The 22,564-nt window shown below is 62.5% G+C and carries 24 protein-coding genes; 7 read left to right on the forward strand and 17 right to left on the reverse strand.

Translation table 11 applies throughout. From position 1 onward, the window contains the following. Positions 1-2,889, forward strand: coding sequence for an EAL domain-containing protein (locus EOB49_RS07420; protein WP_127270311.1), 2,889 nt, complete (start codon positions 1-3; stop codon positions 2,887-2,889). Positions 2,890-3,050: 161 nt separating this feature from the next. On the opposite strand, the gene EOB49_RS07425 is transcribed toward EOB49_RS07420, so the two are convergent. Beyond that, on the reverse strand, positions 3,051-3,659 hold the full coding sequence (locus EOB49_RS07425) for a YqgE/AlgH family protein (RefSeq protein ID WP_023808594.1): 609 nt from the start codon (positions 3,657-3,659) through the stop codon (positions 3,051-3,053). Between the two features lie 170 nt (positions 3,660-3,829). Here EOB49_RS07425 and EOB49_RS07430 point away from each other — a divergent pair, with 170 nt between their 5' ends. From EOB49_RS07430 to EOB49_RS07440, 3 genes are all read left to right on the forward strand, one after another. Further along, positions 3,830-4,636, forward strand: coding sequence for a protein-disulfide reductase DsbD domain-containing protein (locus EOB49_RS07430; protein ID WP_127270313.1), 807 nt, complete (start codon positions 3,830-3,832; stop codon positions 4,634-4,636). Positions 4,637-4,721: 85 nt separating this feature from the next. Then, positions 4,722-5,204 (forward strand): peroxiredoxin, encoded by a 483-nt coding sequence (locus EOB49_RS07435; protein WP_127380615.1) that lies wholly within the window; start codon positions 4,722-4,724, stop codon positions 5,202-5,204. 75 nt (positions 5,205-5,279) lie between these two features. Then, positions 5,280-5,756, forward strand: coding sequence for a DUF2938 domain-containing protein (locus EOB49_RS07440; RefSeq protein WP_027035933.1), 477 nt, complete (start codon positions 5,280-5,282; stop codon positions 5,754-5,756). 133 nt (positions 5,757-5,889) lie between these two features. On the opposite strand, the gene rnhA is transcribed toward EOB49_RS07440, so the two are convergent. From rnhA to coxB, 12 genes are all read right to left on the reverse strand, one after another. Then, complete coding sequence (rnhA, locus tag EOB49_RS07445) at positions 5,890-6,420, reverse strand: ribonuclease HI (protein WP_127270020.1); 531 nt, start codon at positions 6,418-6,420, stop codon at positions 5,890-5,892. Positions 6,421-6,431: 11 nt separating this feature from the next. Beyond that, on the reverse strand, positions 6,432-7,394 hold the full coding sequence (locus tag EOB49_RS07450) for a homoserine kinase (protein ID WP_127270022.1): 963 nt from the start codon (positions 7,392-7,394) through the stop codon (positions 6,432-6,434). A 5-nt stretch (positions 7,395-7,399) separates the two neighbouring features. Then, positions 7,400-8,410: a 4-hydroxy-3-methylbut-2-enyl diphosphate reductase gene (gene ispH / locus EOB49_RS07455; protein ID WP_023808604.1), complete on the reverse strand. Its 1,011-nt coding sequence runs from the start codon at positions 8,408-8,410 to the stop codon at positions 7,400-7,402. An 88-nt stretch (positions 8,411-8,498) separates the two neighbouring features. Beyond that, entirely contained in the window at positions 8,499-9,254 is a 756-nt protein-coding gene (locus EOB49_RS07460) for an SURF1 family protein (protein ID WP_164781612.1), read from the reverse strand. Beyond that, positions 9,251-9,655 (reverse strand): DUF983 domain-containing protein, encoded by a 405-nt coding sequence (locus EOB49_RS07465; protein WP_127380616.1) that lies wholly within the window; start codon positions 9,653-9,655, stop codon positions 9,251-9,253. Before EOB49_RS07465 ends, EOB49_RS07460 begins: the two co-directional genes overlap by 4 nt. A gap of 56 nt (positions 9,656-9,711) precedes the next feature. Beyond that, positions 9,712-10,203, reverse strand: a complete 492-nt coding sequence (locus tag EOB49_RS07470) for a L,D-transpeptidase family protein (RefSeq protein WP_127380617.1) — start codon at positions 10,201-10,203, stop codon at positions 9,712-9,714. 93 nt (positions 10,204-10,296) lie between these two features. Then, positions 10,297-11,178 (reverse strand): cytochrome c oxidase subunit 3, encoded by an 882-nt coding sequence (locus tag EOB49_RS07475; protein WP_127270321.1) that lies wholly within the window; start codon positions 11,176-11,178, stop codon positions 10,297-10,299. A 1-nt stretch (position 11,179) separates the two neighbouring features. Beyond that, on the reverse strand, positions 11,180-11,812 hold the full coding sequence (locus EOB49_RS07480) for a cytochrome c oxidase assembly protein (protein ID WP_127380618.1): 633 nt from the start codon (positions 11,810-11,812) through the stop codon (positions 11,180-11,182). Further along, entirely contained in the window at positions 11,812-11,970 is a 159-nt protein-coding gene (locus tag EOB49_RS07485; protein ID WP_013532777.1) for a hypothetical protein, read from the reverse strand. Before EOB49_RS07485 ends, EOB49_RS07480 begins: the two co-directional genes overlap by 1 nt. A gap of 2 nt (positions 11,971-11,972) precedes the next feature. Then, positions 11,973-12,917: a heme o synthase gene (locus tag EOB49_RS07490; RefSeq protein ID WP_127320379.1), complete on the reverse strand. Its 945-nt coding sequence runs from the start codon at positions 12,915-12,917 to the stop codon at positions 11,973-11,975. Positions 12,918-12,992: 75 nt separating this feature from the next. Beyond that, the gene (ctaD, locus tag EOB49_RS07495; RefSeq protein WP_023808611.1) at positions 12,993-14,645 is read right to left on the reverse strand and encodes a cytochrome c oxidase subunit I; all 1,653 of its coding nucleotides are present in this window, start codon (positions 14,643-14,645) and stop codon (positions 12,993-12,995) included. A 38-nt stretch (positions 14,646-14,683) separates the two neighbouring features. Beyond that, on the reverse strand, positions 14,684-15,700 hold the full coding sequence (gene coxB, locus EOB49_RS07500) for a cytochrome c oxidase subunit II (protein ID WP_164781613.1): 1,017 nt from the start codon (positions 15,698-15,700) through the stop codon (positions 14,684-14,686). Positions 15,701-15,959: 259 nt separating this feature from the next. Here coxB and EOB49_RS07505 point away from each other — a divergent pair, with 259 nt between their 5' ends. Together EOB49_RS07505 and tldD are read left to right on the forward strand one after the other, a co-directional pair. Further along, complete coding sequence (locus EOB49_RS07505; RefSeq protein ID WP_127380620.1) at positions 15,960-16,517, forward strand: invasion associated locus B family protein; 558 nt, start codon at positions 15,960-15,962, stop codon at positions 16,515-16,517. A 154-nt stretch (positions 16,518-16,671) separates the two neighbouring features. Next, complete coding sequence (gene tldD, locus EOB49_RS07510) at positions 16,672-18,084, forward strand: metalloprotease TldD (protein WP_127380621.1); 1,413 nt, start codon at positions 16,672-16,674, stop codon at positions 18,082-18,084. A 40-nt stretch (positions 18,085-18,124) separates the two neighbouring features. Here tldD and EOB49_RS07515 read toward each other — a convergent pair whose 3' ends face one another. From EOB49_RS07515 to EOB49_RS07530, 4 genes are all read right to left on the reverse strand, one after another. Then, entirely contained in the window at positions 18,125-18,631 is a 507-nt protein-coding gene (locus EOB49_RS07515; RefSeq protein WP_127270325.1) for an RES domain-containing protein, read from the reverse strand. Then, positions 18,624-18,995 carry an antitoxin Xre/MbcA/ParS toxin-binding domain-containing protein gene (locus tag EOB49_RS07520; protein ID WP_127270326.1) on the reverse strand — a complete coding sequence of 124 codons (372 nt, stop codon included), beginning with the start codon at positions 18,993-18,995 and terminating at the stop codon, positions 18,624-18,626. Before EOB49_RS07520 ends, EOB49_RS07515 begins: the two co-directional genes overlap by 8 nt. Before the next feature lie 76 nt (positions 18,996-19,071). After that, a complete protein-coding gene (locus EOB49_RS07525; RefSeq protein ID WP_127380622.1) occupies positions 19,072-20,313 on the reverse strand; it encodes a class I SAM-dependent RNA methyltransferase in 1,242 nt (413 codons plus the stop codon). After that, the gene (locus EOB49_RS07530) at positions 20,310-21,074 is read right to left on the reverse strand and encodes a TlyA family RNA methyltransferase (protein ID WP_127380623.1); all 765 of its coding nucleotides are present in this window, start codon (positions 21,072-21,074) and stop codon (positions 20,310-20,312) included. Before EOB49_RS07530 ends, EOB49_RS07525 begins: the two co-directional genes overlap by 4 nt. Before the next feature lie 324 nt (positions 21,075-21,398). Here EOB49_RS07530 and EOB49_RS07535 point away from each other — a divergent pair, with 324 nt between their 5' ends. Next, positions 21,399-22,394 carry a sterol desaturase family protein gene (locus tag EOB49_RS07535; protein ID WP_164748752.1) on the forward strand — a complete coding sequence of 332 codons (996 nt, stop codon included), beginning with the start codon at positions 21,399-21,401 and terminating at the stop codon, positions 22,392-22,394. Positions 22,395-22,564: the final 170 nt, after the last annotated feature.

Consider the following 22,564-nt stretch of genomic DNA (forward strand, 5'->3'; position numbering starts at 1 on the left):
TTGACGAATTTCCTGCGAAACGGGTCGCTGTTCGCCTTTGTCCTCGCGACACTCCTGACGCTGTGGGCGGCATCGTCGGCCTTCGCCGTGGAGCCGATCAAGATCGCCCGCGACGACGTCGCGCTCGACCTTTCCGGCGCCGTCGAGATCTACCGGAACCAGGGTGAGAATTTCCAGGTGTCGACCGCGCCGGGTCCGGACGGTATCGTGCGGCGCATCGAGGTCGAGGCCAATGATGCACGTTCGACCGGCGACTGGGCGGTGTTCGCGCTCGCCAACACCACCGACCAGCAACTCGACCGGCTGATCGTCGCACCGCATTTCCGCCTGGTGAATTCCGGCATCTTCTGGCCGGATCTCGGCTCGACCCGCATCGCCGCCATCACGCCCAGCGAAGGCTTCGCGCTCGACCGCCAGACCAGCCCCGATGCCGACGTTTTCCGGGTGACGCTGAACCCCGGCACGGTGATCACCTTCATCGCCGAACTGGCCTCGCCGAAGCTGCCGCAGGTCTACCTCTGGGATCCGGAATCCTACAAGGACTCGGTCAATTCCTACACGCTGTTTCGCGGCATCGTCATCGGTATCGCAGGCTTGCTGGCGCTGTTCCTCACCATTCTTTTCGTGGTCAAGGGGACCTCGATGTTCCCCGCGACCGCCGCCCTTGCCTGGGCGGTACTGGCCTATATCTGTGTCGATTTCGGCTTCCTCAACAAGGTCATCGAAATCTCGCCCGGCAATGAGCAGATGTGGCGGGCGGGAACGGAGGTGGCGCTGGCTGGAACCTTCGTGGTGTTCCTGTTCGCCTATCTCAACCTCAACCGATGGCACGGCCATTTCAGTTACGGCGCACTGGTCTGGATTCTCGGGCTGGTGCTGATCGCCGGGGTCGCGATCGTCGATCCGGCGGTTGCCGCCGGCATCGCCAGGCTGTCCTTCGCCGCAACCGCACTGACCGGGCTTGGCCTGATCATCTTCCTCGGCATACGCGGCTACGACCGTGCCATCATGCTGGTGCCCAGTTGGGTCATGGTGCTGTTGTGGCTATGCGGATCGTGGATGGCGATCACCGGCATGCTCGACAACGACATTGCCCAGCCGGCCCTGGGCGGCGGGCTGATCCTGATCATCCTTCTGATCGGCTTCACAGTGATGCAGCATGCTTTTGCCGGCGGCGCGCTGCATCAGGGCCTGTTCTCCGACCTCGAGCGGCAGGCGCTGGCGGTGGCCGGATCGGGCGACACGGTATGGGATTGGGATGTGCTGCGCGACCGCGTCGTCACCAAGCCCGATGTCAGCATCCAGCTCGGCCTGGCACCGAACAGCCTTGGCGGCGCGGCCCGCAACTGGCTGCCGGTGCTGCATGCCGACGACCGCGACACGTTCCGCACGACGCTCGACGTGGTGCTCGAGCACCGGCGCGGCCGGGTGTCGCAGAATTTCCGCCTGCGCGGCGCCGACGGCCACTATCACTGGTTTTCACTGCGCGCACGCCCGGTCATCGGCTCGGACGGCGAAGTCATCCGTTGCGTCGGCACCATGGTCGACGTGACCGAGCAGAAAAAGTCCGAGGAAAGGCTGCTGCACGACGCCGTGCACGACAATCTGACCGGCCTGCCGAACCGTGAACTTTTGATGAACCGGCTGGAAGCGATCATCTCGATCGCGCGCACCGAAGAGAAGGTGCGGCCGACCGTCTTCGTCATCGACATCGACCGTTTCAAGCAGGTCAATGACGGGCTCGGCATCTCGGCCGGCGATACCATCCTCTTGACCATCGCGCGCCGCCTGCACCGGTTGCTTAAGCCGAAAGATTCGCTGTCACGCTTTGCCGGCGACCAGTTCGCTTTGATGCTGCTGTCCGAACAAGACCCGGCCCGCATCGCTGCGGTCGCTGATGCCATAAAGCATGCCATCAACAACCCGATCACCTTCGCCAAGCGCGAGATCGTGCTGACCGCGTCGATCGGACTGATCACCTGGAATTCGCCGCAGATGTCGGCGGAGGACATGGTCAAGGATGCCGAGCTTGCCATGCATCAGGCCAAGCGCTTCGGCGGCGACAGGATCGAGCCGTTCCGTCCGGCCTTCCGCACTGTCGGCACCGACAGGCTGCAGTTCGAATCCGACCTGCGCCGCGCCATCGAACGGCGCGAATTCACGCTTGCCTACCAGCCGATCGTGCGGCTCGAGGACGGCAGTGTCGCCGGCTTCGAGGCGCTGCTGCGCTGGGACCACCCGCGCCGCGGCATGATCCCGCCGGCGGATTTCATCCCGGTCGCCGAAAGCTGCGGGCTTATCGTGCAGCTCGGCCTGTTTGCCATGCAGCAGGCGGCGGAAGACCTCGCCAGCTGGCAAAAGCAGATCGGCGACGCGCCGCTGTCGGTCTCGGTCAATTTGTCCAGCCGCCAGTTGATCCGCCGCGACCTGGTCAGTGACGTCCGCTCGGTTATCGCTCGGGCCAATCTGAAGCCGCGCTGCTTCCGGCTGGAGCTCACCGAATCGCTTGTGATGGACAATCCCGAGCAGACCGCCCATGTGCTGACCAAGCTGAAGCAGCTCGGCATCGGCCTGTCGCTGGACGATTTCGGCACCGGCTACTCCTCACTGGCCTACCTGACGCGTTTCCCCTTCGACACCATCAAGATCGACAAGAGCTTCGTCGACGACAACACGCCCAAGCGCGCGGTGCTGCTGAAATCGATGGTCAACATGGCGCATGAGCTCGGTCTATCCGTCGTCGCCGAGGGCATTTCGGACGAAAGCGATGCGCTGGAACTGCGTCAGATGGGCTGCGAATATGTGCAGAGCTTCATGTTCGGCGCCCCGATGCCGGGCGACCAAGTGCTGAAGACGCTGAAAGAGCAGTATCCGCTGACGCAAGCGTGAGAGCCCGTTTGGAAACTCTACTCTGGCGGCCATCTGACGGCGTTTTCTGCGCTTCCGGTGCACGGACCCGAATGTCCGCTGCGCTCCGGTTCTCGAAAACACCACCATATGACTCTCCAGAGCGAGTTTCGAAACGGGCTCCGCGATGAGGCTGATGGGGTTTAGGCGTGCCCGGCCGCCAGGCTGAGATGCGCAAGGTCGATACCGATCGAGGCGAGGATCCGGTCGTATTTGCGCTCGATATCGGTGTCGAACAGAAGCTCGGCATTGGCCGGACAGGTCAGCCAGCCATTTTCGGCGATCTCGGTCTCCAGCTGGCCGGCGCCCCAGCCGGAATAGCCGAGCGCCATCAGCGCATGACGAGGCCCGCGGCCGGACGATATGGCGCGCAATATGTCGACGGTCGCCGTCAGGCAGATGTCGTCGGAAACGGTCAGCGACGATTCCACCCGATAGTCTCCCGAATGCAGGACGAAGCCCCGGCTGCGGTCCACGGGTCCGCCATTGCGCACGACGAAATCGCGGGCCTGAGCCGGCAAGCGGATCGCCTCCTGCTCGTTCATGATGCCCAGTTGCACGAGCAGATCCGGAAACAGCATCTGCTGCGTCTGGTTGATGATCAGGCCCATGGCGCCTTCATCGGAATGTGCGCAGACATAGATGACCGAGCGCGTGAAACGGTCGTCCTTCATGCCGGGCATGGCAATCAGGAACTGATCGTCGAGAAAGCCGCGACTGGCGACCGTCTTCTTGTGGCGCAACAAGTCCATGAAGGGAGCGTAACGCGTTTCCAAAGCGCCGAAAAGATGCGCCGTGCTGGATTCGACCAAAGCCTGTGGCGGCGGCTCGAACATTCTTCTCCCTCGAAGTCACGCAAATATGATACCGGCAAGGCCATGAAATCATTGCGCGGCCACGAACGGACGATCAAATCACCGCCATGCGAAGCTTGAAAATCCTGCTGCTCGGCGCCGCCATCGGATCGGCAACCGCTCTTCCCGCCGCCGCCTCCTCATCGGCGTGGTACAACAGCGAAGGCGGCAAGGTCCGGCTGGTGACATCAGGCAAAGCCGACGACACCGGCCGCATCCAGGGCGTTCTCGACATAGCGCTCAAGCCCGGCTGGAAGACATATTGGCGCGATCCGGGCGACGCGGGCGTGCCGCCGCAACTCGACATTTCAGCCAGCACCAACATCGCCGACGCAGCGCTATCGTTTCCGGCGCCGCAGCGCCATGACGACGGCTATGGCAAATGGGCAGGCTACAACTATCCGGTTTCTCTGCCGGTGACATTCACGCTGGCGGCGCCGAACCAGCCGGCGTTGATCGATGCCGACATCTTTCTCGGCATCTGCGAAACGATCTGCATTCCGGTGCAGACGCGGCTGACCGTCGACCCCGCCTCCGATCCGGACAATGCCGAGGACGCAGCGCTGGTGAAGGCGAGTTTCGCGGCGCTACCAGCGCCCGCGAGGTCCGATTTCGGCATCGCTGTGCTGCCGGGCGACCACGAGACGCTGATTGTCGAGGCGAGCTTTCCCGGCGATCCGGAGGCGGCGGATTTCTTCGTGGCCGGCGAGCGGGACTACATGTTCGGTACCCCTGCCCGCAGCGAAAAAGACGGCAAGCTGATTTTCACCGTGCCGATCCTCGATCGCCCCTCGACGACGCCGACCGATGGCGGGCTTCACTATACGCTGACGAGTTCGGCGGGCGCGGTCGAAGGGGTTCTGCCTTTCCCTTGATCCAGCCCACCCCAACGGTTGCAGGAAGCCGTTGGGTTCGCTAGGCAAAGACACGTCCTTCCCCATTTTCCCAAGCGAGGAATCCATGACCATTTCCGTTGGCGACAAGCTGCCTGACGTGACCTTCAAGACGATGACCGCCGATGGCGCCAAGCCGATCACCGGGGCCGAGATCTTCCTGGGCAAGAAGGTCGTGCTGTTTGGGATTCCCGGCGCCTTCACACCGACCTGCAGCAACAACCATTTGCCGGGTTATCTCGAGAACCACGATGCCATCCTGGCGCGCGGCGTCGACACCATCGCCGTCGTTTCGGTCAATGACGTCCATGTCATGGGCGCCTGGGCGCACTTCACCGGCGGTGAGGGCAAGATCATGTTCCTCGCCGACGGCAGTGGCGATTTCGCCAAGGCGGTAGGCCTCGACAATGACCTTTCCGCCAGCGGCATGGGGCTGCGTTCGAAGCGGTTTTCGATGATCGTCCACGACGGCAAGGTCACCGCGCTCAATGTCGAGACCAAGCCTGGTGTCGACGAGTCCGGCGCGGCTCATATTCTGGGACAGCTCTGAACTTCAGCGCGGCGTCGGGTGTGGAACGACGATCGCGCTTGTAGCCCAGGGCTTGCGTTTGGGGGGATTCTAGCGATGTTTGACATGTTCTGGCGCGCTATCGCGATCGGCATCGGCGCCACCGTGCTGATGGATCTCTGGGCCATCTTCCTGCACAAGGCGTTCGGCCAGCCACGGCCGAACTGGGGGCCGGTCGGGCGTTGGGTGTGGCATCTCCGTGACAAGGTCTTCCACGACGATATCGGCGGTGCCGCACCGTACGTGCATGAAAAGGCGCTGGGTTGGGCCTTCCACTATTTTGTCGGCATTGTCTACGGCATCATCCTGGTGGTGCTGGCCGGAGCAGGCTGGCTTGCCGCGCCGACATTCCTGCCGGCCTTCATCCTCGGCATCGTCACCGTCGGCGCCGGCTGGTTCCTGCTGGCACCCGGCATGGGCGCCGGTTGGGCGGCCTCGAAGCGGCCCAACCCGATGCAGATCCGGGCGCTGAACCTGGTGTCGCACACCGTGTTCGCACTTGGGCTTTGGGGCACGGCGCTGCTGATCCGATAAGGGTCTACAACTGCGCTGGCCAGTCGATCGGCAGCCAGCAGTAGATAACGCGGTGCGCGCCGATATCGTAGTAGTTGCCACCCCCGCCGGCTGATCCGCTTCTTCGTACCTGAGAGCCGCGCCGCTCCGGAAATCAATAGCTCTGGGTAGAGCGCCGCACTTTCGCGATTGCCGGTTGTTTGGCCGGCGCAGCAGGCTTTGCCGCTGCTGCAGGCTTGAACGGACCTTTCTTGAACGGCGCCATGCCTTCGCGCGCAAGCTCGTCGGCGCGCTCGTTCTCGACATGACCGTCATGGCCCTTGACCCAGTTCCAGGTGACCTTGTGGCGCTTGTTGGCCTCGTCGAGCGCCTGCCAGAGTTCACCGTTCTTCACCGGCTTCTTGTCGGCGGTCTTCCAGCCGTTCTTCTTCCAGCCGTGGATCCACTTGGAAATGCCGTCCATGACATATTTGCTGTCGGTGTGAAGGTCGACCGTGCACGGCTCCTTCAGCGCGTTCAGCGCCGAAATGGCGGCCAACAGTTCCATGCGGTTGTTGGTCGTCTCGGCTTCGCCGCCGGAAAGCTCCTTGGTGGTGCCGTTGAAGCGCAGGATCGCGCCCCAGCCGCCAGGGCCGGGATTGCCCGAACAGGCGCCGTCGGTGAAGATCTCAACCAGTTTGCTCATGATACCCCATATCAGGCCAATCCATATTCCGAAGGAGATTTGATCGCCCGGTGGAACCGCATCCTTCTGATGTATTCGGTCGGATCGCGCTTCATCACCAGCCCGCCATCGGGGACGGTCAGCCAGTCGTACAGCCGGGTCAGCATGAAGCGCAACGCCGAACCGCGCGCCAGCACCGGCAGCGCAGCTTGTTCCTGGTCGCTCAGGGGCCGGACGCTCTGGTAGCCGGCGAGCAGCGCCTTGCCCTTGGTGAGGTTGAAGGAAAAATCCTTCTCGAAGCACCAGGCGTTGAGACAGGTGGCGACATCATAGGCGTAGAGGTCGTCGCAGGCGAAATAGAAATCGATCAGGCCGGACAGTTTTTCGCCGAGGAAGAAGACGTTGTCCGGGAAAAGATCGGCGTGGATGATGCCTTTGGGAAGGTCCTTCGGCCAGTTGCGCTCGAAATCGGCAAAGTCGGCATCGACCTCGGCCGCTAGGCCCGGCTCGACCTCGTCTGCGCGATCGCGCGCTGCATCCCAGAGCTTGCGCCAGCCGTCGATGGCCAGGGCATTCGGACGCGTCATCGAAAAATCGGCACCGGCCAGATGCAACTGCGCCAATGCCTTGCCGACCTCGGCACAATGCGTTGCTGTGGGCCGCCGCAACGAAAGCCCTTCCAGGAAGGTGATGATGACCGCCGGCCGGCCGGCGAGCGTGCCGATGACGCTGCCGTCATGCGCGGTCACCGGCAGCGGGCAGGACACGCCCTTGTTGGCGAGATGGCCCATCAGCCCGAGGAAAAACGGCAGATCCGCCTTCTCGACGCGCTTCTCATAGAGCGTCAGGATGTAGGAGCCGCTGGAGGTGTGCAGCAGAAAGTTCGAGTTCTCGGTGCCTTCGGCGATGCCCTTGTAGGACAGGAGATCGCCGACCGGATAGTGCTTCAGGAATGCGCCGAGTTCGCCTTCCGCAACGTCGGTGTAGACCGCCATGTGCCTTACGCGGCTCCATTGACGAAGGCCATGTCGGCCCGCGTCAGTTCGACATCGCGCAGGACCCGCATGACTGGAAAATCCTCGGTTTCCGTGGCCGTGATGGCAAGATCGATCGTGACATCGAAGCGTTGCCGGAACGCGTCGATGATCTCGTCGACGATGATTTCGGGCGCCGACGCGCCGGCCGACAGGCCAAGCGTCGAGATGTTGCCGATGTCATTCCACGGAATCTCGGCGGCGCGCTGCACGAGAAGCGACATGGTGGCGCCTGCACGCTCCGCGACTTCGACAAGTCGTCGCGAATTGGAGGAATTCGGCGCGCCGACGATCAGATAGAGATCGGCGCCAGGCGCGGTGTCCTTGACGGCTTCCTGGCGGTTGGTGGTGGCATAGCAGATCGATTCCGCCGCTGGTGCCTGCAGCGCCGGAAAGCGATCCTGCAAGGCGCGAATGATGCCGGCGGTGTCCTCGACAGACAATGTGGTCTGGGTAACGAAGCCGAGCGCCTGCGGATCGGCGGGCGAGAGCTTTGCGGCATCGGCTTCGGTTTCGATCAGCGTCACCGCTCCGTCCGGCAGTTGGCCCATGGTGCCGATCACTTCGGGATGACCGGCGTGACCAATCAACAGCACATGGCGGCCGAGCCGCTGATGGCGCATCGCCTGCTTGTGGACCTTCGACACCAGCGGGCAGGTGGCATCGAGATAGAAGAGATTGCGCGCCTTCGCATCCGCCGGCACCGATTTCGGCACGCCATGCGCCGAGAACACGACGGGCGACTGCCGATGTTCGGCCGGTATCTCGGAGAGTTCCTCGATGAAGACGGCGCCAAGGCTTTGCAGCCCCTCGACGACGTAGCGGTTGTGCACGATCTCATGGCGGACATAGACCGGCGCGCCATATTTCTTCAGCGCCAGCACGACGATCTGGATGGCACGGTCGACACCGGCGCAGAAACCGCGCGGCTGGCAGAGCCGGATCGTCAGAGGTGGTTTGGTGGTTGTCTGAAGCATTAAATCCGGGCCGGTTAATCATAGCCGAAATGAAGTGCGCACCCCTGCCCTGTCAAGGGCATCGGTTGAAAGGGGGCATCAGCCGCGTTCATTCGTCTTTCGCGGAACGGCGAAGCCGCAGGATGAGCACGGCTGCGAGCGCCGCGGCAAGCCCGTACCAAGTCATCGCATATTGGAGATGGCTGTTCGGGAGATCGATGATGGTGACGCCGCCAACCGGCAAGCCGCCTGGGTTTGGCGTCTTGTCTGCGTCGATGAAGATCGGCACCAGCGCGGCGCCCGCCGGCAGACCGGCGCTTGCAGCCATCACGTCGCGGTCCTTCCAGTAGAAGATGTTCTTCGCCACGTCGTTGTCGGGTAGCATCATCGACGGCTTGCCCGGCAGCGGGTTGCGGGCCAGCCCCGTGACCGTCACTCTGCCAGCCACCTGTCCCTTGGCGCGCTTGGCGGCATCCTTCAGATCGTAAGGCACGAAGCCGCGATTGATCAGGACGAAGCGGCCGTCGTCGAGCGCCAGCGGCGTGTAGACATTGAAGCCGGCATCACCTTCCCAGGTCGCGTAGAAATGGCGTTCGCCTTGATGCAGGAACGTGCCGGTGACGGTGACAGGCGTATAATCGACATCCCCGGTGGCGGCGAACTCTTTCTCGACCGCAACCAACGGCAAGGGCGCCGAATGGGTGCGCTGGTCGATGGTCTGCAGAAGGCCTTCCTTCCAATACAGGCGCTGCACCTGCCAAGTGCCGAGCACCAGCAGGGCCAGGAACAGCACAAGGCCAAGGCCGAGCAGCAATGCCGAACGCGGCCGCGAACGACCGTCAGTTCTAAGGGAAGCCTCGCTCATTCGCGGCGATCCAGCCGGCCCTCGGCCGCTTGGTTGCGGTATTGCAGCGTCAGCAGCACGCCCTTGATCAGCCGCAGCGCCGTCAAGCACAGCACAACAGCCAGCGGAATCCAGACCAGCAGATGCAGCCAGAGCGGCGGGCTGAGCGCGACTTCTACCCAGAGCGCCAGGCCGACGATGATAAAGCCGATGATCAGGATCACGAACACCGCCGGCCCGTCGCCGGCATCAGCGTAGGAATAATCGAGGCCGCAATTGACGCATCGCTTGCCGACGGTGAGGAAGCCGGAAAATAGCCGCCCCTCGCCGCAGCGCGGGCAACGGCCATGCAGGCCGGCCGAGATCGGATCGATCGGCGGCCAGATCGCCCTATCTTCACTCTTGGAAGAGTCGTCGCTCATTGCTTACCGCTCGATTTCAGATCGACCGGCAACCAGTTCATCTTGCCACTCATTGCCTACCGCTCGATCTCGATCGGTGTGCCATCGGCCACCATCGCCCAGATTTCGTCCATATCGGAGTCCGTAACCGCAATGCAGCCGTCGGTCCAGTCGACCAATTGAAGCAGCCAGCCCCACCAGCCATAACCGTTTGGCTGGCCGTGGATCATGATCATGCCGCCCGCGTCGACATTGCGCGCCCTGGCGGCCGCCAGATCGTCGGTGTCGGGGTACGAAATATGGATCGATCTGTGCGCGATGCTGTTCGGGTTGCGCCAGTCGAGGACATAGTTCCCCTCGGGCGTGCGTTGATCGCCCTCCTGGTGCTTATGCCCGACAGGATCGCCGCCGAGTGCGATGCCGTAGCTGCGCAGGATCTTGCCGTCGCCGATGAGTTCCAGCCGGCGTTCGGCTTTGTGGACACGCACCAGATCCACCTTCTCGCCGGCAAAGGCCGGGAGTGCCGCGATCATCAATGCGCAAATGGCCCGGAAAATTGTCAGCCGCATTGGCTATCGATCAGCGATCATTGCGCCAAAAAGAAGAAGGCGGCCACGTTGCCGCGGCCGCCCCTCCCCAAACGGAAATTCCTCAGGCCAGGATCAGTGGCCCTCGATCACCGCGCCGACCGATCCCCAGACGTAGATCGAGGCGAACAGGAACAGCCAGACCACGTCGACGAAGTGCCAGTACCAGGCGGCCGCCTCGAAGCCGAAATGTTGCTTGGGGGTGAAATCACCCTTCATCGCCCGGATCAGGCAGACCAACAGGAAGATGGTGCCGATGATGACGTGGAAACCGTGGAAGCCGGTCGCCATGAAGAAGGTGGCGCCATAGATGGAATCCTTGAAGGCGAACGGAGCATGCATGTACTCGTACGCCTGCACCATGGTGAACAGCATGCCGAGGCCAACGGTCAGCACCAGGCCGTTGATCAGGCCTTTGCGATCGCCATGGATGAGCGAATGGTGCGCCCAGGTCACCGTGGTGCCGGACAGCAGCAGGATGACGGTGTTGTAGAGCGGCAAATGGAAGGGATCTAGAACTTCCATGCCCTTCGGCGGCCAGACACCGCCGGTAAACGCGGTGCGGGCATATTGCTGGACTTCGCTCGGAAACAGGCTGGCATCGAAATAGGCCCAGAACCAGGCAACGAAGAACATCACCTCCGAGGCGATGAACATGATCATGCCGTAGCGCAGATGCAGCGACACGACACGCGTGTGATGGCCCTCATGCGCTTCCTTGATCGTGTCCGACCACCAGGCGAACATGGTGTAGAGGATGATCACGAGACCGATGAAGAACAGCCATGGATTGGCGATGTTGAAGCCGAAGATCGGGAACGAGCCGCCCTTCAGGTATTCCATCAAGCAGACGCCGCCAAAGGCGGCGACAAGTGCGCCTACCGATCCCAGGAAAGGCCACGGGCTCGGGTCGACGAGATGATAGTCATGCTGTGGTTTTGCGTGCGCGTCTGCCATATCAACCCCCGAGATTTGCTTCGGTATTCGAAATTGTCTTGCTATTGCCCTTGGCCGGCTCCGAGGAGGCGACCGGCTTGGCCTTCTCGACCGGGAACATCGTATAGGACAGCGTGATCGTCTTCACGTCCTTCAGTTCCGGCACATTGACGATGTCGGGGTCCACGTAGAACAGGACCGGCATGTCCAGTGTCTCGCCGGGCTTCAGCGTCGTGTCGGTGAAGCAGAAGCACTCGACCTTGTTGAAATAGGGACCTGCCAGTTCAGGCTGCACGTTGAAGGTGGCGCGGCCGGTCACGGCACGATCGAACTTGTTGGTCGCCTGATAGTGCGCCTGCACGGTCTCGCCGATCTTCATCGTCATCGAGCGCTGGACCGGCTGGAACTCCCACGGCACGCCAGCGATGTTGGCATCGAAGCGGACGGTGATCTCGCGATCGAGCACGCGGCCGGCATACTGCTTCTCGGCACGTTGCGTCGTGCCGCCATAGCCGGTCGCCTGGCAAAACATCTTATAGAGCGGGACCGCGGCATAGGCCATGCCGATCATGCCGGTGAAAAAGGCGAGGCAGACAGCCGCGACGATGACGTTGCCGTTCTTGCCAGCCGCTTTTTTGGAGGTCTCGACGCTCATCACATCGTGCCCAGATTGTGGCCGAACTTCACGATCGTCGCGATGTAGAAAATGACCACCAGCAGCGCCAGCGCCACACCGATGGCGATAGAACGGCTGCGCTGCGCCTTCTTCTGACGCTCGGTCAACGTGACGGTCTCGAGCTTTTCCTCGATCATGGTCATGCTCCACCCATGGCAAGCGCGCGTTCGACAACGCTGTCGGCCAGATAGGCAGCGAAGATGGCGAAGAGATAAAGCAGCGAATAGGCGAACAGGGCCTTGGCCGGTTTCATGACGCGGTCATCGTCGGCCATGCCAAGCACTTTCCACGCGTACCAGACAAAACCGACTCCCAGAAGCAGGGCGGCCACGCCATAGAACGGCGTGGTGTAGCCAAGCAGCCACGGCAGCACGCCGACCGGGGCCAGCACCAGCGCATAGGCGAAGATCTGGCGGCGGGTCGAAGCGTGGCCGGCGACGTTGGGCATCATCGGAATGCCGGCCTTGGCATAGTCCTCGGACTTGAACAGCGCCAGCGCCCAGAAATGCGGCGGCGTCCACAGGAAGATGATCAGGAACAAGACAATGCTTTCGAGGCTGACTGTCCCGGTCACCGCGGCCCAGCCGATCACAGGCGGAATGGCACCGGCGGCCCCGCCGATGACGATGTTCTGCGGCGTCCAGCGCTTCAGCCACATCGTGTAGACGACGGCGTAGAAAAAGATGGTGAAGGCGAGCAGCGTCGCCGCCAGCCAGTTGACCAGCACGCCGAGCGTCATTACCGACAGCACCGACAGCACCAGCCCGAAGGTCAGGGCTTCGTGCGGCTGGATGCGACCGGCGGGGACCGGGCGGTTGGCGGTCCTGGTCATCACGGCATCGATGTCGGCATCGTACCACATGTTGAGCGCGCCGGAGGCACCAGCACCTATTGCAATAGCCAGGATGGCGATCACCGCCAGCAGAGGGTTGATGGTCACGGGTGCGGCGACAAGGCCGACAAAGGCGGTGAACACCACCAGCGACATGACGCGCGGCTTCAGCAGCGCGAAGAAATCGCCCGCCGTCGCTTCCGACATGCGAAAGCCCGCTTCGTCAATCAATGGGTCGTCGACAAGGGCCATGCGTACTTAAGTCCATCATCCGTTGGCCAAAACCGCCGGCGGACCGGCGGTTTCGTATTCGAGCGGGCAGCCGCCTTACTTGATTTTCGGCAGCTGTTCCCACTGGTGGAAGGGCGGCGGCGAAGGCAGCTGCCATTCGAGCGTCGTTGCGCCCTCGCCCCATGGGTTGGCGCCGGCGATCCGCTTCTTCTGGAAGGCCTCGAACACACCATAGAGGAAGATCAGAACGCCGATGGCCGAGATATACGAGCCGATGGACGACACATAATTCCAGCCGGCGAACGCATCGGGGTAGTCGATGGTGCGGCGCGGCATGCCGGCGAGACCGAGGAAGTGCTGCGGGAAGAAGATCAGGTTCACGCCGACGAAGGTGACCCAGAAATGGGTGTTGGCGATGACGGGCGAATACATGTAGCCGGTCATCTTCGGGAACCAGTAGTACCAGCCGGCGAAGATGGCGAACACCGCGCCCAGTGACAGCACGTAGTGGAAGTGGGCAATGACGAAATAGGTGTCATGCAGCGAGCGGTCGAGGCCGGCATTGGCCAGCTGGACGCCGGTGACGCCGCCGATGGTGAACAGGAAGATGAAGCCCAGCGCCCACAGCATCGGCGTCTTGAACGAAATCGACCCGCCCCACATCGTCGCGATCCAGGAGAAGATCTTCACGCCTGTCGGCACCGCGATGACCATGGTGGCGAAGACGAAATAGCGCTGCGTGTCGAGCGACAGGCCGGTCGTGTACATGTGGTGCGCCCACACGATGAAGCCGACGGCGCCGATCGCCACCATGGCATAGGCCATGCCGAGATAGCCGAACACCGGCTTCCTCGAGAAGGTCGAGATGACGTGACTGATGATGCCGAAGCCCGGCAGGATCAGGATGTACACTTCAGGGTGACCGAAGAACCAGAACAGGTGCTGGAAGAGGATCGGGTCGCCGCCGCCGTCGGGCGCAAAGAAGGTGGTGCCGAAATTGCGGTCGGTAAGCAGCATGGTGATGCCACCAGCAAGGACCGGCAACGACAGCAGGAGCAGGAAGGCGGTGATCAGCACCGACCACGCAAACAGCGGCATCTTGTGCAGCGTCATGCCAGGCGCGCGCATGTTGAAGATGGTGGTGATGAAGTTGATGGCGCCGAGGATCGACGACGCACCGGCGATGTGGATCGACAGGATCGCCAGATCCATGGCCGGCCCGGGCTGGCCCGAGGTCGACAGCGGCGGATAGAGCGTCCAGCCGCCACCGACGCCAAAGGCGCCCGGCGCGCTCGGCACGAACATCGAGGTGAGCAGCAGGATGAAGGCCGGCGGCAACAGCCAGAAGGAGATGTTGTTCATGCGCGGGAACGCCATGTCGGGCGCGCCGATCATGATCGGAACCATCCAGTTGGCGAAACCGCCGATCAGCGCCGGCATGACCATGAAGAAGATCATGATCAGGGCGTGCGCGGTGGCGAAGGCATTATACATGCTCTTGCCGCCGTCGATCGCGGCGTCACCGTTCATGCCATAGACCATCTGCGCCAGGCCGCTGAAGATCTGGATGCCAGGCTCCTGCAGCTCCATGCGGATGGCGACCGACAAGGCACCGCCGATGATGCCGGCCATGATCGCGAAGATCAGGTAGAGCGTTCCGATGTCCTTGTGATTGGTCGAATAAACCCAGCGGACCCAGCCGTGATAAGGCTTGTGGTCGTGCCCGTCGTGAGCTGCAGCGTCTGCCATGTTCCGCTCCGTTCCCTAAATCTTGCTAACCCGCGGCATCAGTTGCCGGCGGCCGCTACCTTGTTCTGGCCGTCGACCTCGGCCATCAGCGTCTTGTTGGCGCCGGGCAGATCGGTCTTGGCTGCCGCCAGCCAGGTCTTGAACTGCGCATCGGAGACGACGCGGATGGCGATCGGCATGAAGGCATGGTCCTTGCCGCAGAGCTGCGAGCACTGGCCGTAAAAAATACCTTCCTTCTCCGCCTTGAACCAGGTCTCGTTGGTGCGGCCCGGAATGGCATCGATCTTGATGCCGAACGACGGCATGGCAAAGGAGTGGATCACGTCGGTCGCGGTAACGAGCACGCGGGTCATGGTGTTGACCGGCACCACCAGTTCATTGTCGACCGCGAGCAGGCGCGGATAAACCTTGCGGTCCTCCTTGCCGGCGGCGGCGCGGTCGGTGTCCTGAAGGATCGCGGAATTGAAGGAGAGCGTGTTTTCGGTCTGGTACTCGTAGTCCCAGTTCCACTGGTTACCGGTCGCCTTGACGGTCAGCTTCGCTTCTTCCGGCGGCGTGTATTGCGCGGTCAGCAGCTGGAACGATGGAATTGCCAAGCAAAGCAGGATGACGACCGGACCGACAGTCCAGATCACCTCGATCAGCGTGTTGTGGCTGGTCTTGGACGGAACCGGGTTCGCGCTCGCACGGAATCTGACGATGCAATAGGCGAGGAGAAGCAGCACCAGGATGGTGATCGGAACGATGAACCACATCGTGTAGTTCCCGAACCACTCGATCTGCCGCATCATGTCGGTCGCCGGCGCCTGGAAGGTTGTCTCCCAGTTCTTGGGCTGGTCGGCATGGGCGGATGCGCCAGCGAAAAACGTGACAGCGGCACAAGCACTTAGAAACTTGGCACTTGCTAGAACCTTGGCGTTTGCCAGGAAATTTCTCATCGCCCTCATCGTCTCCCAGTTCCTCGCTGCGGTACCCACGAGAATAACGAACAATGCCGGGACGGGAATCCCGACAGTTTCAAGCTGGTTCAAACCATACTCTTTTTCCCTCCGCAAGAAAGGAGCGGACGAAACCGTGCGGCATTTTTGCGCGCAAGCCCGGATATGCCTTTGGAGGCAGCCGCGGCAGCACCGAATCGCCTACAGTGAGCCCGCAGCAGCATTCCCGCGGGCCGCAGGTGCCGAACGTCGCAATTCGGGCGAAATTGGCAGGGAAAAGCGCCCAATTGGCTTTTTCGGGGCAGACCTGGTGCGGTCTCGTCCTTTACTTGGCTTTGGCGCGGCTTAAAGTGCCGTGATTCGCAATGGAGCCGTCATGAATTACTGGCTTTCGAGAAACTCTCGGTTTTCGAGAAACTGGGCGAAGGTCATCTTTCTCGCCGCCCTGTCTGGCATTGGCCTGTCCGCGATCGTGCTGTCCGGCACGGCCAACGCCGCGCAGCCGAGCGGCACCGTGCGTTCGACACATGGCGCATGGTCGATCATCTGCGACACGCCGGCCGGTGCCACCTCGGAACAATGCGTGATGATGCAGAACGTCGTCGCCGAGGACCGTCCGGAGATGGGACTGTCGGTCGTGGTGCTGCGCACCGCCGACAACAAGGCGGAGATCCTGCGCGTGCTGGCGCCGCTCGGCGTGCTTTTGCCCAACGGGCTCGGCCTCAATGTCGACGGCAAGGATATCGGCCGCGCCTATTTCGTGCGCTGCTTCCAGGACGGCTGCTATGCCGAGGTGATCCTCGAAAAGCCGCTTCTCGACACGCTGAAGACCGGCACGTCGGCCACCTTCATCGTTTTCCAGACCCCGGAAGAAGGCATCGGCATCCCGGTTGACCTCAAGGGCTTTGCCGACGGCTTCGCCGCCCTCCCCTGAAAGCCCGGCGACATCACCGGCTTCAACCAGAAGTGACTTCGACGGGCTGCTGGCAAACCGCTTTTGTCGTTACAATGCGGCAGAGCGATTGTCTCGGCGTGCCTTCGCGCCTACATCGTGGCAAAGACCCATTCCTCCTGTGAACGGATGCGCCATGAACAGCCTGATCGGCCAATTCGACATTTCAGACGATCGCATCAAGCAGATCGTCGCCGATACCATCAACGGCGCCGATGACGGCGAGCTGTTCCTCGAATACAGCGAGAGCGAAGCGCTGATGTTCGACAATGGCCGCCTGAAGACCGCCAACTTCAACACCGACCAAGGGTTTGGTTTGCGTGCGGTTGCCGGCGAAGCCAGCGGCTATGCCCATTCCAGTGACCTGTCCGAGGCCTCGCTGCTGCGAGCGGCCGATGCCGTTTCAACCGTCAAGGGCGGTTATTCCGGCACGCTTGCCGCGGCACCTGCCCGCACCAACCGCCATCTCTATGGCGAAGAGAACCCGATCCCCTCGCCTTCCTTCGAGGCCAAGGCAAAGCTCTTGCAGGAAATCGACGCCTGGCTGCGCGCCGAGGATCCGCGCGTGCGTCAGGTTTCGGCATCGCTCGCCGCATCCTGGCAGCATGTCGAGATCGTGCGCGCCGATGGCCAAATGGTGCGCGATATCCGCCCGCTGGTCCGCATCAACGTCTCCGTTGTGGTCGGCGATGGCGACCGCCAGGAGAGCGGCTCCTACGGCATGGGTGGCCGCAAGGCGTTTGGCGAATTCCTGGTCGAGGACAGCTGGAAGCACGCCGCCAAGGAGGCGCTCAGGCAAGCTCTGGTCAATCTCGAGGCCATACCGGCCCCGGCCGGCACTTTCGACATCGTCTTGTCCAGCGGCTGGCCGGGCGTCATGCTGCACGAGGCCGTCGGCCATGGGTTGGAAGGCGATTTCAACCGCAAGAAGACCTCGGCCTTCGCCGGCCTGCTCGGCCAGCAGGTCGCCGCCAAGGGGGTGACCGTCGTCGACGACGGCACCATGCCCGAGCGGCGCGGCTCGCTGACCGTCGACGATGAAGGCACACCTTCGGCCCGCAATGTGCTGATCGAGGATGGCAAGCTGGTCGGCTACATGCAGGATCGCCAGAATGCCCGGCTGATGGGCATGAAGGCGACCGGCAACGGCCGCCGCGAAGGCTATGCCCACCAGCCGATGCCGCGCATGACCAACACCTATATGACATCTGGCGACATGGAGCCGGACGAAATCATCGCCTCGGTCAAGAACGGCATCTATGCCGTCTCCTTCGGCGGCGGCCAGGTCGATATCACCTCGGGCAAATTCGTGTTCGGCTGCACCGAGGCCTACATGATCGAGAACGGCAAGGTGACGCAGCCGATCAAGGGCGCGATGCTGATCGGCAACGGTCCGGACGCCATGCACCGCGTCTCGATGATCGGCAACGACATGAAACTCGACACCGGCATCGGCATGTGCGGCAAGGCCGGACAGGGCGTGCCCGTCGGCGTCGGCCAGCCGCATCTGCGCATGAACCAGATGACGGTGGGCGGCACCAGGGTTTGATAAGAACAGTCGACGAGCTTACTCGCCCATCTGAGTTGCCCTAAAGCCAGGATGCCGGCGATTTCGGCAGACGACGGTCGGGGTCGACGACCTCCAGGCGCGGTGCGCCATCCTCGTTCCAGCGCCAGAGCGCAACGCACGTGCCGCCGGGCGACATGAAGGACGGATAGATCACGCCGTTCACCCCATCGGCAAGCAGGCGATCCCGCAGCTTGTGGGTCTCGGGCACAAGGCCCTGATCCAGCATGTCTCGCCATTCGCATTGGTGAATGCCCGCCGTCATGGCCAATTCGCTCAGCATTGCGGCATCGGTCAGATCGGCCAAGCGCGCGCCCGAGAGCTCAAGTTGGGCAATTAACGCCGGATGCTGGACAAAGCCCTGATTGTACTCCGCCCAGGCGGTGGACAATTCGCGCGCCGCATAGATCGTTGAAGCGCCAATTGGATTCCAGCGACCGCCGAAGTGGGCAGCGCCCTCGCCCGAAAGCGGCAGATGCGCCCAACGCGGTACGAAGGCCCGCCACAAGGTCAGGCTGATCTCAGGCATACACGCCGGAGCGGACGGCCTCCAGATAGGCAAGCACCTTGTCCGTCTTGCCCTCGCGAACCAGGTCGTAGGCGGTCTTTCCCGCCCAGCCGGGGATCGGCTGGTGCTTAAACCAGATCGCCGCACGTTGCTCGCCGCCGGCCATTTCACCGGCCATCGACAGGATGCGGACGATCGGGCTGAGGGCGGCGTCGACCTTGCGCGCGCCGGCCTTGGCGGCAAGCGTGTTGCGCGCGACCCCGATCAGGCCGGCCAATTCGGTCAGGTTGACACCAAGCTGTTCCGCGACACGCCTTGCCGAAAGGTAAGGCGACCGTTCCTCGCCAAAGCGTGACGCCGGAACTTCGAGGGCTGCGGAGTTCATGACGATTACCTAGCATAGTTTGATGCGTACGATATCAAAATAAGCCCAATTCACGCGCAACTCAAGCACAAGCGACCTACCGCCTCCGCTTCGGCTTCTCCAGCAACGCCACGGCCTCAACATGCGGCGACCACAGGAACTGGTCGATCGGCGTCACGCTTTTCAGGATGTAGCCGCCGTCGATGAGGATGCGCAAATCTCGCGCGAGCGTCACCGGATTGCAGGACACCGCGGCGACGTACGGCACATCCGAGCGGGCGATCTGCTTCGACTGATCCTCGGCGCCGGCGCGCGGCGGATCGAACACCACACCGTCGAAGGCATTCAATTCCTTGAACGTCAACGGCCGCCGGAACAGGTCGCGGCGTTCACCCGTCACCCGCTTCAAGCCAGTGGCGAAACGCGATCCACGGTCGAGGGCCGAAAGGGCTGCCGCATCGCCCTCCACCGCATGAACTTCCGACTTCGCGGCCAGACGCAGAGCAAAGCTGCCGCAGCCGGCGAAAAGATCCGCCACCTTCTTGGCACGCTTCAGATGTCCGCCGACGATATCGGCCATCGCCTGTTCGGCGGCCTCGGTTGCCTGCAGGAACGCGCCCGGGGGCAAGGCGACAGCGACGCTGCCGAACATGACAACCGGCTTTTTCGGCTCGATGATGATCTCGTCATCGATGGACAGCCTGGCAAAGCCCTGCGCCATGACGAAATTGGCAGCGATGCGGCGCTGATGCTCCCCCAGCTTGCCGGATTCGTGAACCGCGACATCGAGACCCGAACCGGTCACGGTGACCGCCAGCCGGAACGATTTGGTGGTTGCGCAGACCAATTCGGCGAGCGCCTTCAACCGATCGAGCGAAGCGACGATCTCAGGAAGCGAGATCGGGCATTCCGATATGGCGATGATCTCCGGCGACAGATGGCGATGGAAGCCGAGCAGCATGCCTGTATCGGTGCGCCGGGCGGCCAGCACGACACGGCGGCGCGTCTGCGGCGCGCAGGCGACCAGTTCGCCGATCTCGCAATCGATGCCTTTGCCCTTCAGGATGTGCGCCACTTTTTCGCGTTTCCACTGGCGATAGGCTCCGGCTTCGAAATGCTGGAGCGCGCAACCACCGCATTCGGTGAAATGGCGGCAGGCGGGATCGATGCGCAGCGGCGATGATTCCAGCACCGCCATCAGCATGGCGCGATCCCTTTGGCGCGCGGCGGTGACCGTTTCACCGGGCAGTGTGAAGGGAATGAACAGATCGCCTGTCTCGGTCTCGGCGACACCGTCGCCCTGAGCGCCAAGTTTCCTGATGCTGAAGCGCGCGCTCATCGGTCCTTGATCCCACCGAGCAGGAATTCGCGATTGCCGTCGCCGCCCTCGATCGGCGATAAATGCAGCCCCAGCGAGCGCCAGCCTGGCACGGAGTCCAGCCAATCCTGCAGCAGGCCGGCGACACGGGAGGCGTCGTAGGGATCTTTCAACAGACCACCCTTGCCGATCGCATCACGGCCCGCCTCGAATTGCGGCTTGACCAGAAACACGGCCTTGGCGCCAGCCTTCGCCAGACCAAGCGCCGGCGGCAGCGCCAGTTTCAGCGAGATGAAGCTGACGTCGGACACGATGAAATCCGGAATACGCCCGCTGAGATCGGCAACGGCGAGATCGCGGGCGTTCAGTCCTTCGATCACCGTCACACGCGGGTCGCCGCCGATATCAGGATGCATCTGGCCATGACCGACATCGACCGCGGTGACATGGGCCACGCCGCGCTCGAGCAACACCTGGGTGAAGCCGCCGGTCGAGGCGCCGATGTCGAGCGCTTCACAGCCGGCAGGGTCGAGGCCGAAATGATCGAGCCCACCGATCAGCTTGAGTGCCGCGCGCGACACATAGCCTTGCGCCGGATCATCGATGGCAACAAGGCATTGCGGCAAAACGCTCTGGCCGGGCTTGCGCGCAATGACGCCGTCGACGGTCACCGTGCCACGATCGACCGCGTCGCGGGCACGTGAGCGGCTGGCAAACAGCCCGCGCTGGACGAGCAGGTCGTCGAGCCGCTGGCGTGCGCTGGCTGGCAGAGGGGAATTCATCGGCCTTCATGGCGAAAGCCGATGACGATGGCAAGAGCACCGGCCGGAAGCATCTCGTCTCACGTTCCCATCATCACGCCCAGCACATTGGACCGCGGCGATGGTGAGGCGTTCCGTCACGCCGACCACCCTATGAATATCTATCGTTGCGCCGGTTGAGACGGATGACCGCCGAAGCATGAGGTCTCGTCGCCTGCCGATAAGTGCCTAAAATCTAGAAAGCCTCATGATTTCTTAACCAATTTTCATCGCATTTGCTTGAGGACTTCAATGTTATGACCGCGACGACCGGAAAAGCCGGATGAAGAGGCGGCAACCTTGGAAATGGCCAGCGATATCGTCTACAAGGTTCTTGACCGGATTTCCGGCGCCGGCCTGCTGGCGACCGGACTTCTGTTGCTGACTGCTTTGGTCAGCGCCCTGGTCGCCTACTGGCGCACGGTCGAGAAAAAGAGCTGGAAAGAGTTTTTCGAGTTCGCAGTCCCGCATGAGGTCATCACGCACCCTTCGGCGAAAGCCGACCTTTTGTTCTGGGTGACGCGGAAGGCGCTGATGCCATTCCTCATGCTGCCCGCCGGCGTCGTCTTCGTCAGCGCCGTCGGCTATGCGACGAACTGGTTGCTCTCCACGCTGCTGGCGATCCAGCCGCCCCTGATCGAAGGACCGGCAGGGCCGGTGACGGTGACGATCTTCACCATCACCATGCTGCTTGCGTACGACATCTCGTACTATCTCTACCACGTCGCCCAGCACCGCTACCCGGTGCTCTGGGAACTGCACAAGGTCCACCATTCGGCCGAGGTGATGGTCGGCATCACCAAGGATCGCGTCCACCCGCTCGACGAATTGATGAACCGGGCCTGGGACGGCGTCATTCCCGGCATCTGCTTCGGCATCTGGTCGCTGGTGTCGCTCAACCTCGTCGAGCTGACGGTCTTCGGCGTCAACGTCTACATCATACGCAACATCCTGATGATGGATTTCGTCAGGCACACGCATTTCAAGATCTCGTTTGGACCGTTGAACAATCTGATCCTGTGCCCGCACTGGCATCAGCTGCACCACAGCACCGACCCGCGCCACTACGACAAGAACTTCGGGCTGCTCTTCTCGTTCTGGGATCGGCTCTTCGGAACCCTGTGCGTTCCGAGACCCGACGAGGACTTCAAGTTCGGTTTGATCGAACGCAACGTGCGCGACTACCAGTCGCTCGCAGGCCTCTATGTCCTGCCGCTGAAGCGGATGTGGCGGCAGATCGCCAGACATTTCCGCACCGACAAGCCCGAGCCACAGCAATCGCCGCAAAGGGGGAAGCCATGAACGGACCCGCCGTGTTCCGGATGCCGCGAACGCACCGGATCGAAATTGCGACCTCGCCAGCGCGACTGGCAGAAATCGCGCCCGCCTGGGCAGCGCTCTGGCAACGCGCCGGCGGCCTCGTTTTCCAGCATCCCGACTGGATCTCGGCCTGGTGGCACACCACACCGCAT

Origin of the sequence: Mesorhizobium sp. M7A.F.Ca.MR.148.00.0.0 (assembly GCF_003997735.1) — a bacterium.
In the GTDB taxonomy this organism is placed as follows: Bacteria; Pseudomonadota; Alphaproteobacteria; order Rhizobiales; family Rhizobiaceae; genus Mesorhizobium.

What these genes read in the sequence shown, in the direction of transcription:
- EOB49_RS07425 (WP_023808594.1), bottom strand. Translation starts at nt 3,659, where the DNA reads ATGGACTTGTTGCGCCACAAGAAGACGGTCGCCAGTCGCGGCTTTCTC.
- EOB49_RS07430 (WP_127270313.1), top strand. Translation starts at nt 3,830, where the DNA reads ATGCGAAGCTTGAAAATCCTGCTGCTCGGCGCCGCCATCGGATCGGCA.
- EOB49_RS07435 (WP_127380615.1), top strand. Translation starts at nt 4,722, where the DNA reads ATGACCATTTCCGTTGGCGACAAGCTGCCTGACGTGACCTTCAAGACG.
- EOB49_RS07440 (WP_027035933.1), top strand. Translation starts at nt 5,280, where the DNA reads ATGTTTGACATGTTCTGGCGCGCTATCGCGATCGGCATCGGCGCCACC.
- rnhA (WP_127270020.1), bottom strand. Translation starts at nt 6,420, where the DNA reads ATGAGCAAACTGGTTGAGATCTTCACCGACGGCGCCTGTTCGGGCAAT.
- EOB49_RS07450 (WP_127270022.1), bottom strand. Translation starts at nt 7,394, where the DNA reads ATGGCGGTCTACACCGACGTTGCGGAAGGCGAACTCGGCGCATTCCTG.
- ispH (WP_023808604.1), bottom strand. Translation starts at nt 8,410, where the DNA reads ATGCTTCAGACAACCACCAAACCACCTCTGACGATCCGGCTCTGCCAG.
- EOB49_RS07460 (WP_164781612.1), bottom strand. Translation starts at nt 9,254, where the DNA reads ATGAGCGAGGCTTCCCTTAGAACTGACGGTCGTTCGCGGCCGCGTTCG.
- EOB49_RS07465 (WP_127380616.1), bottom strand. Translation starts at nt 9,655, where the DNA reads ATGAGCGACGACTCTTCCAAGAGTGAAGATAGGGCGATCTGGCCGCCG.
- EOB49_RS07470 (WP_127380617.1), bottom strand. Translation starts at nt 10,203, where the DNA reads ATGCGGCTGACAATTTTCCGGGCCATTTGCGCATTGATGATCGCGGCA.
- EOB49_RS07475 (WP_127270321.1), bottom strand. Translation starts at nt 11,178, where the DNA reads ATGGCAGACGCGCACGCAAAACCACAGCATGACTATCATCTCGTCGAC.
- EOB49_RS07480 (WP_127380618.1), bottom strand. Translation starts at nt 11,812, where the DNA reads ATGAGCGTCGAGACCTCCAAAAAAGCGGCTGGCAAGAACGGCAACGTC.
- EOB49_RS07485 (WP_013532777.1), bottom strand. Translation starts at nt 11,970, where the DNA reads ATGATCGAGGAAAAGCTCGAGACCGTCACGTTGACCGAGCGTCAGAAG.
- EOB49_RS07490 (WP_127320379.1), bottom strand. Translation starts at nt 12,917, where the DNA reads ATGGCCCTTGTCGACGACCCATTGATTGACGAAGCGGGCTTTCGCATG.
- ctaD (WP_023808611.1), bottom strand. Translation starts at nt 14,645, where the DNA reads ATGGCAGACGCTGCAGCTCACGACGGGCACGACCACAAGCCTTATCAC.
- EOB49_RS07505 (WP_127380620.1), top strand. Translation starts at nt 15,960, where the DNA reads ATGAATTACTGGCTTTCGAGAAACTCTCGGTTTTCGAGAAACTGGGCG.
- tldD (WP_127380621.1), top strand. Translation starts at nt 16,672, where the DNA reads ATGAACAGCCTGATCGGCCAATTCGACATTTCAGACGATCGCATCAAG.
- EOB49_RS07515 (WP_127270325.1), bottom strand. Translation starts at nt 18,631, where the DNA reads ATGCCTGAGATCAGCCTGACCTTGTGGCGGGCCTTCGTACCGCGTTGG.
- EOB49_RS07520 (WP_127270326.1), bottom strand. Translation starts at nt 18,995, where the DNA reads ATGAACTCCGCAGCCCTCGAAGTTCCGGCGTCACGCTTTGGCGAGGAA.
- EOB49_RS07525 (WP_127380622.1), bottom strand. Translation starts at nt 20,313, where the DNA reads ATGAGCGCGCGCTTCAGCATCAGGAAACTTGGCGCTCAGGGCGACGGT.
- EOB49_RS07530 (WP_127380623.1), bottom strand. Translation starts at nt 21,074, where the DNA reads ATGAATTCCCCTCTGCCAGCCAGCGCACGCCAGCGGCTCGACGACCTG.
- EOB49_RS07535 (WP_164748752.1), top strand. Translation starts at nt 21,399, where the DNA reads ATGGCCAGCGATATCGTCTACAAGGTTCTTGACCGGATTTCCGGCGCC.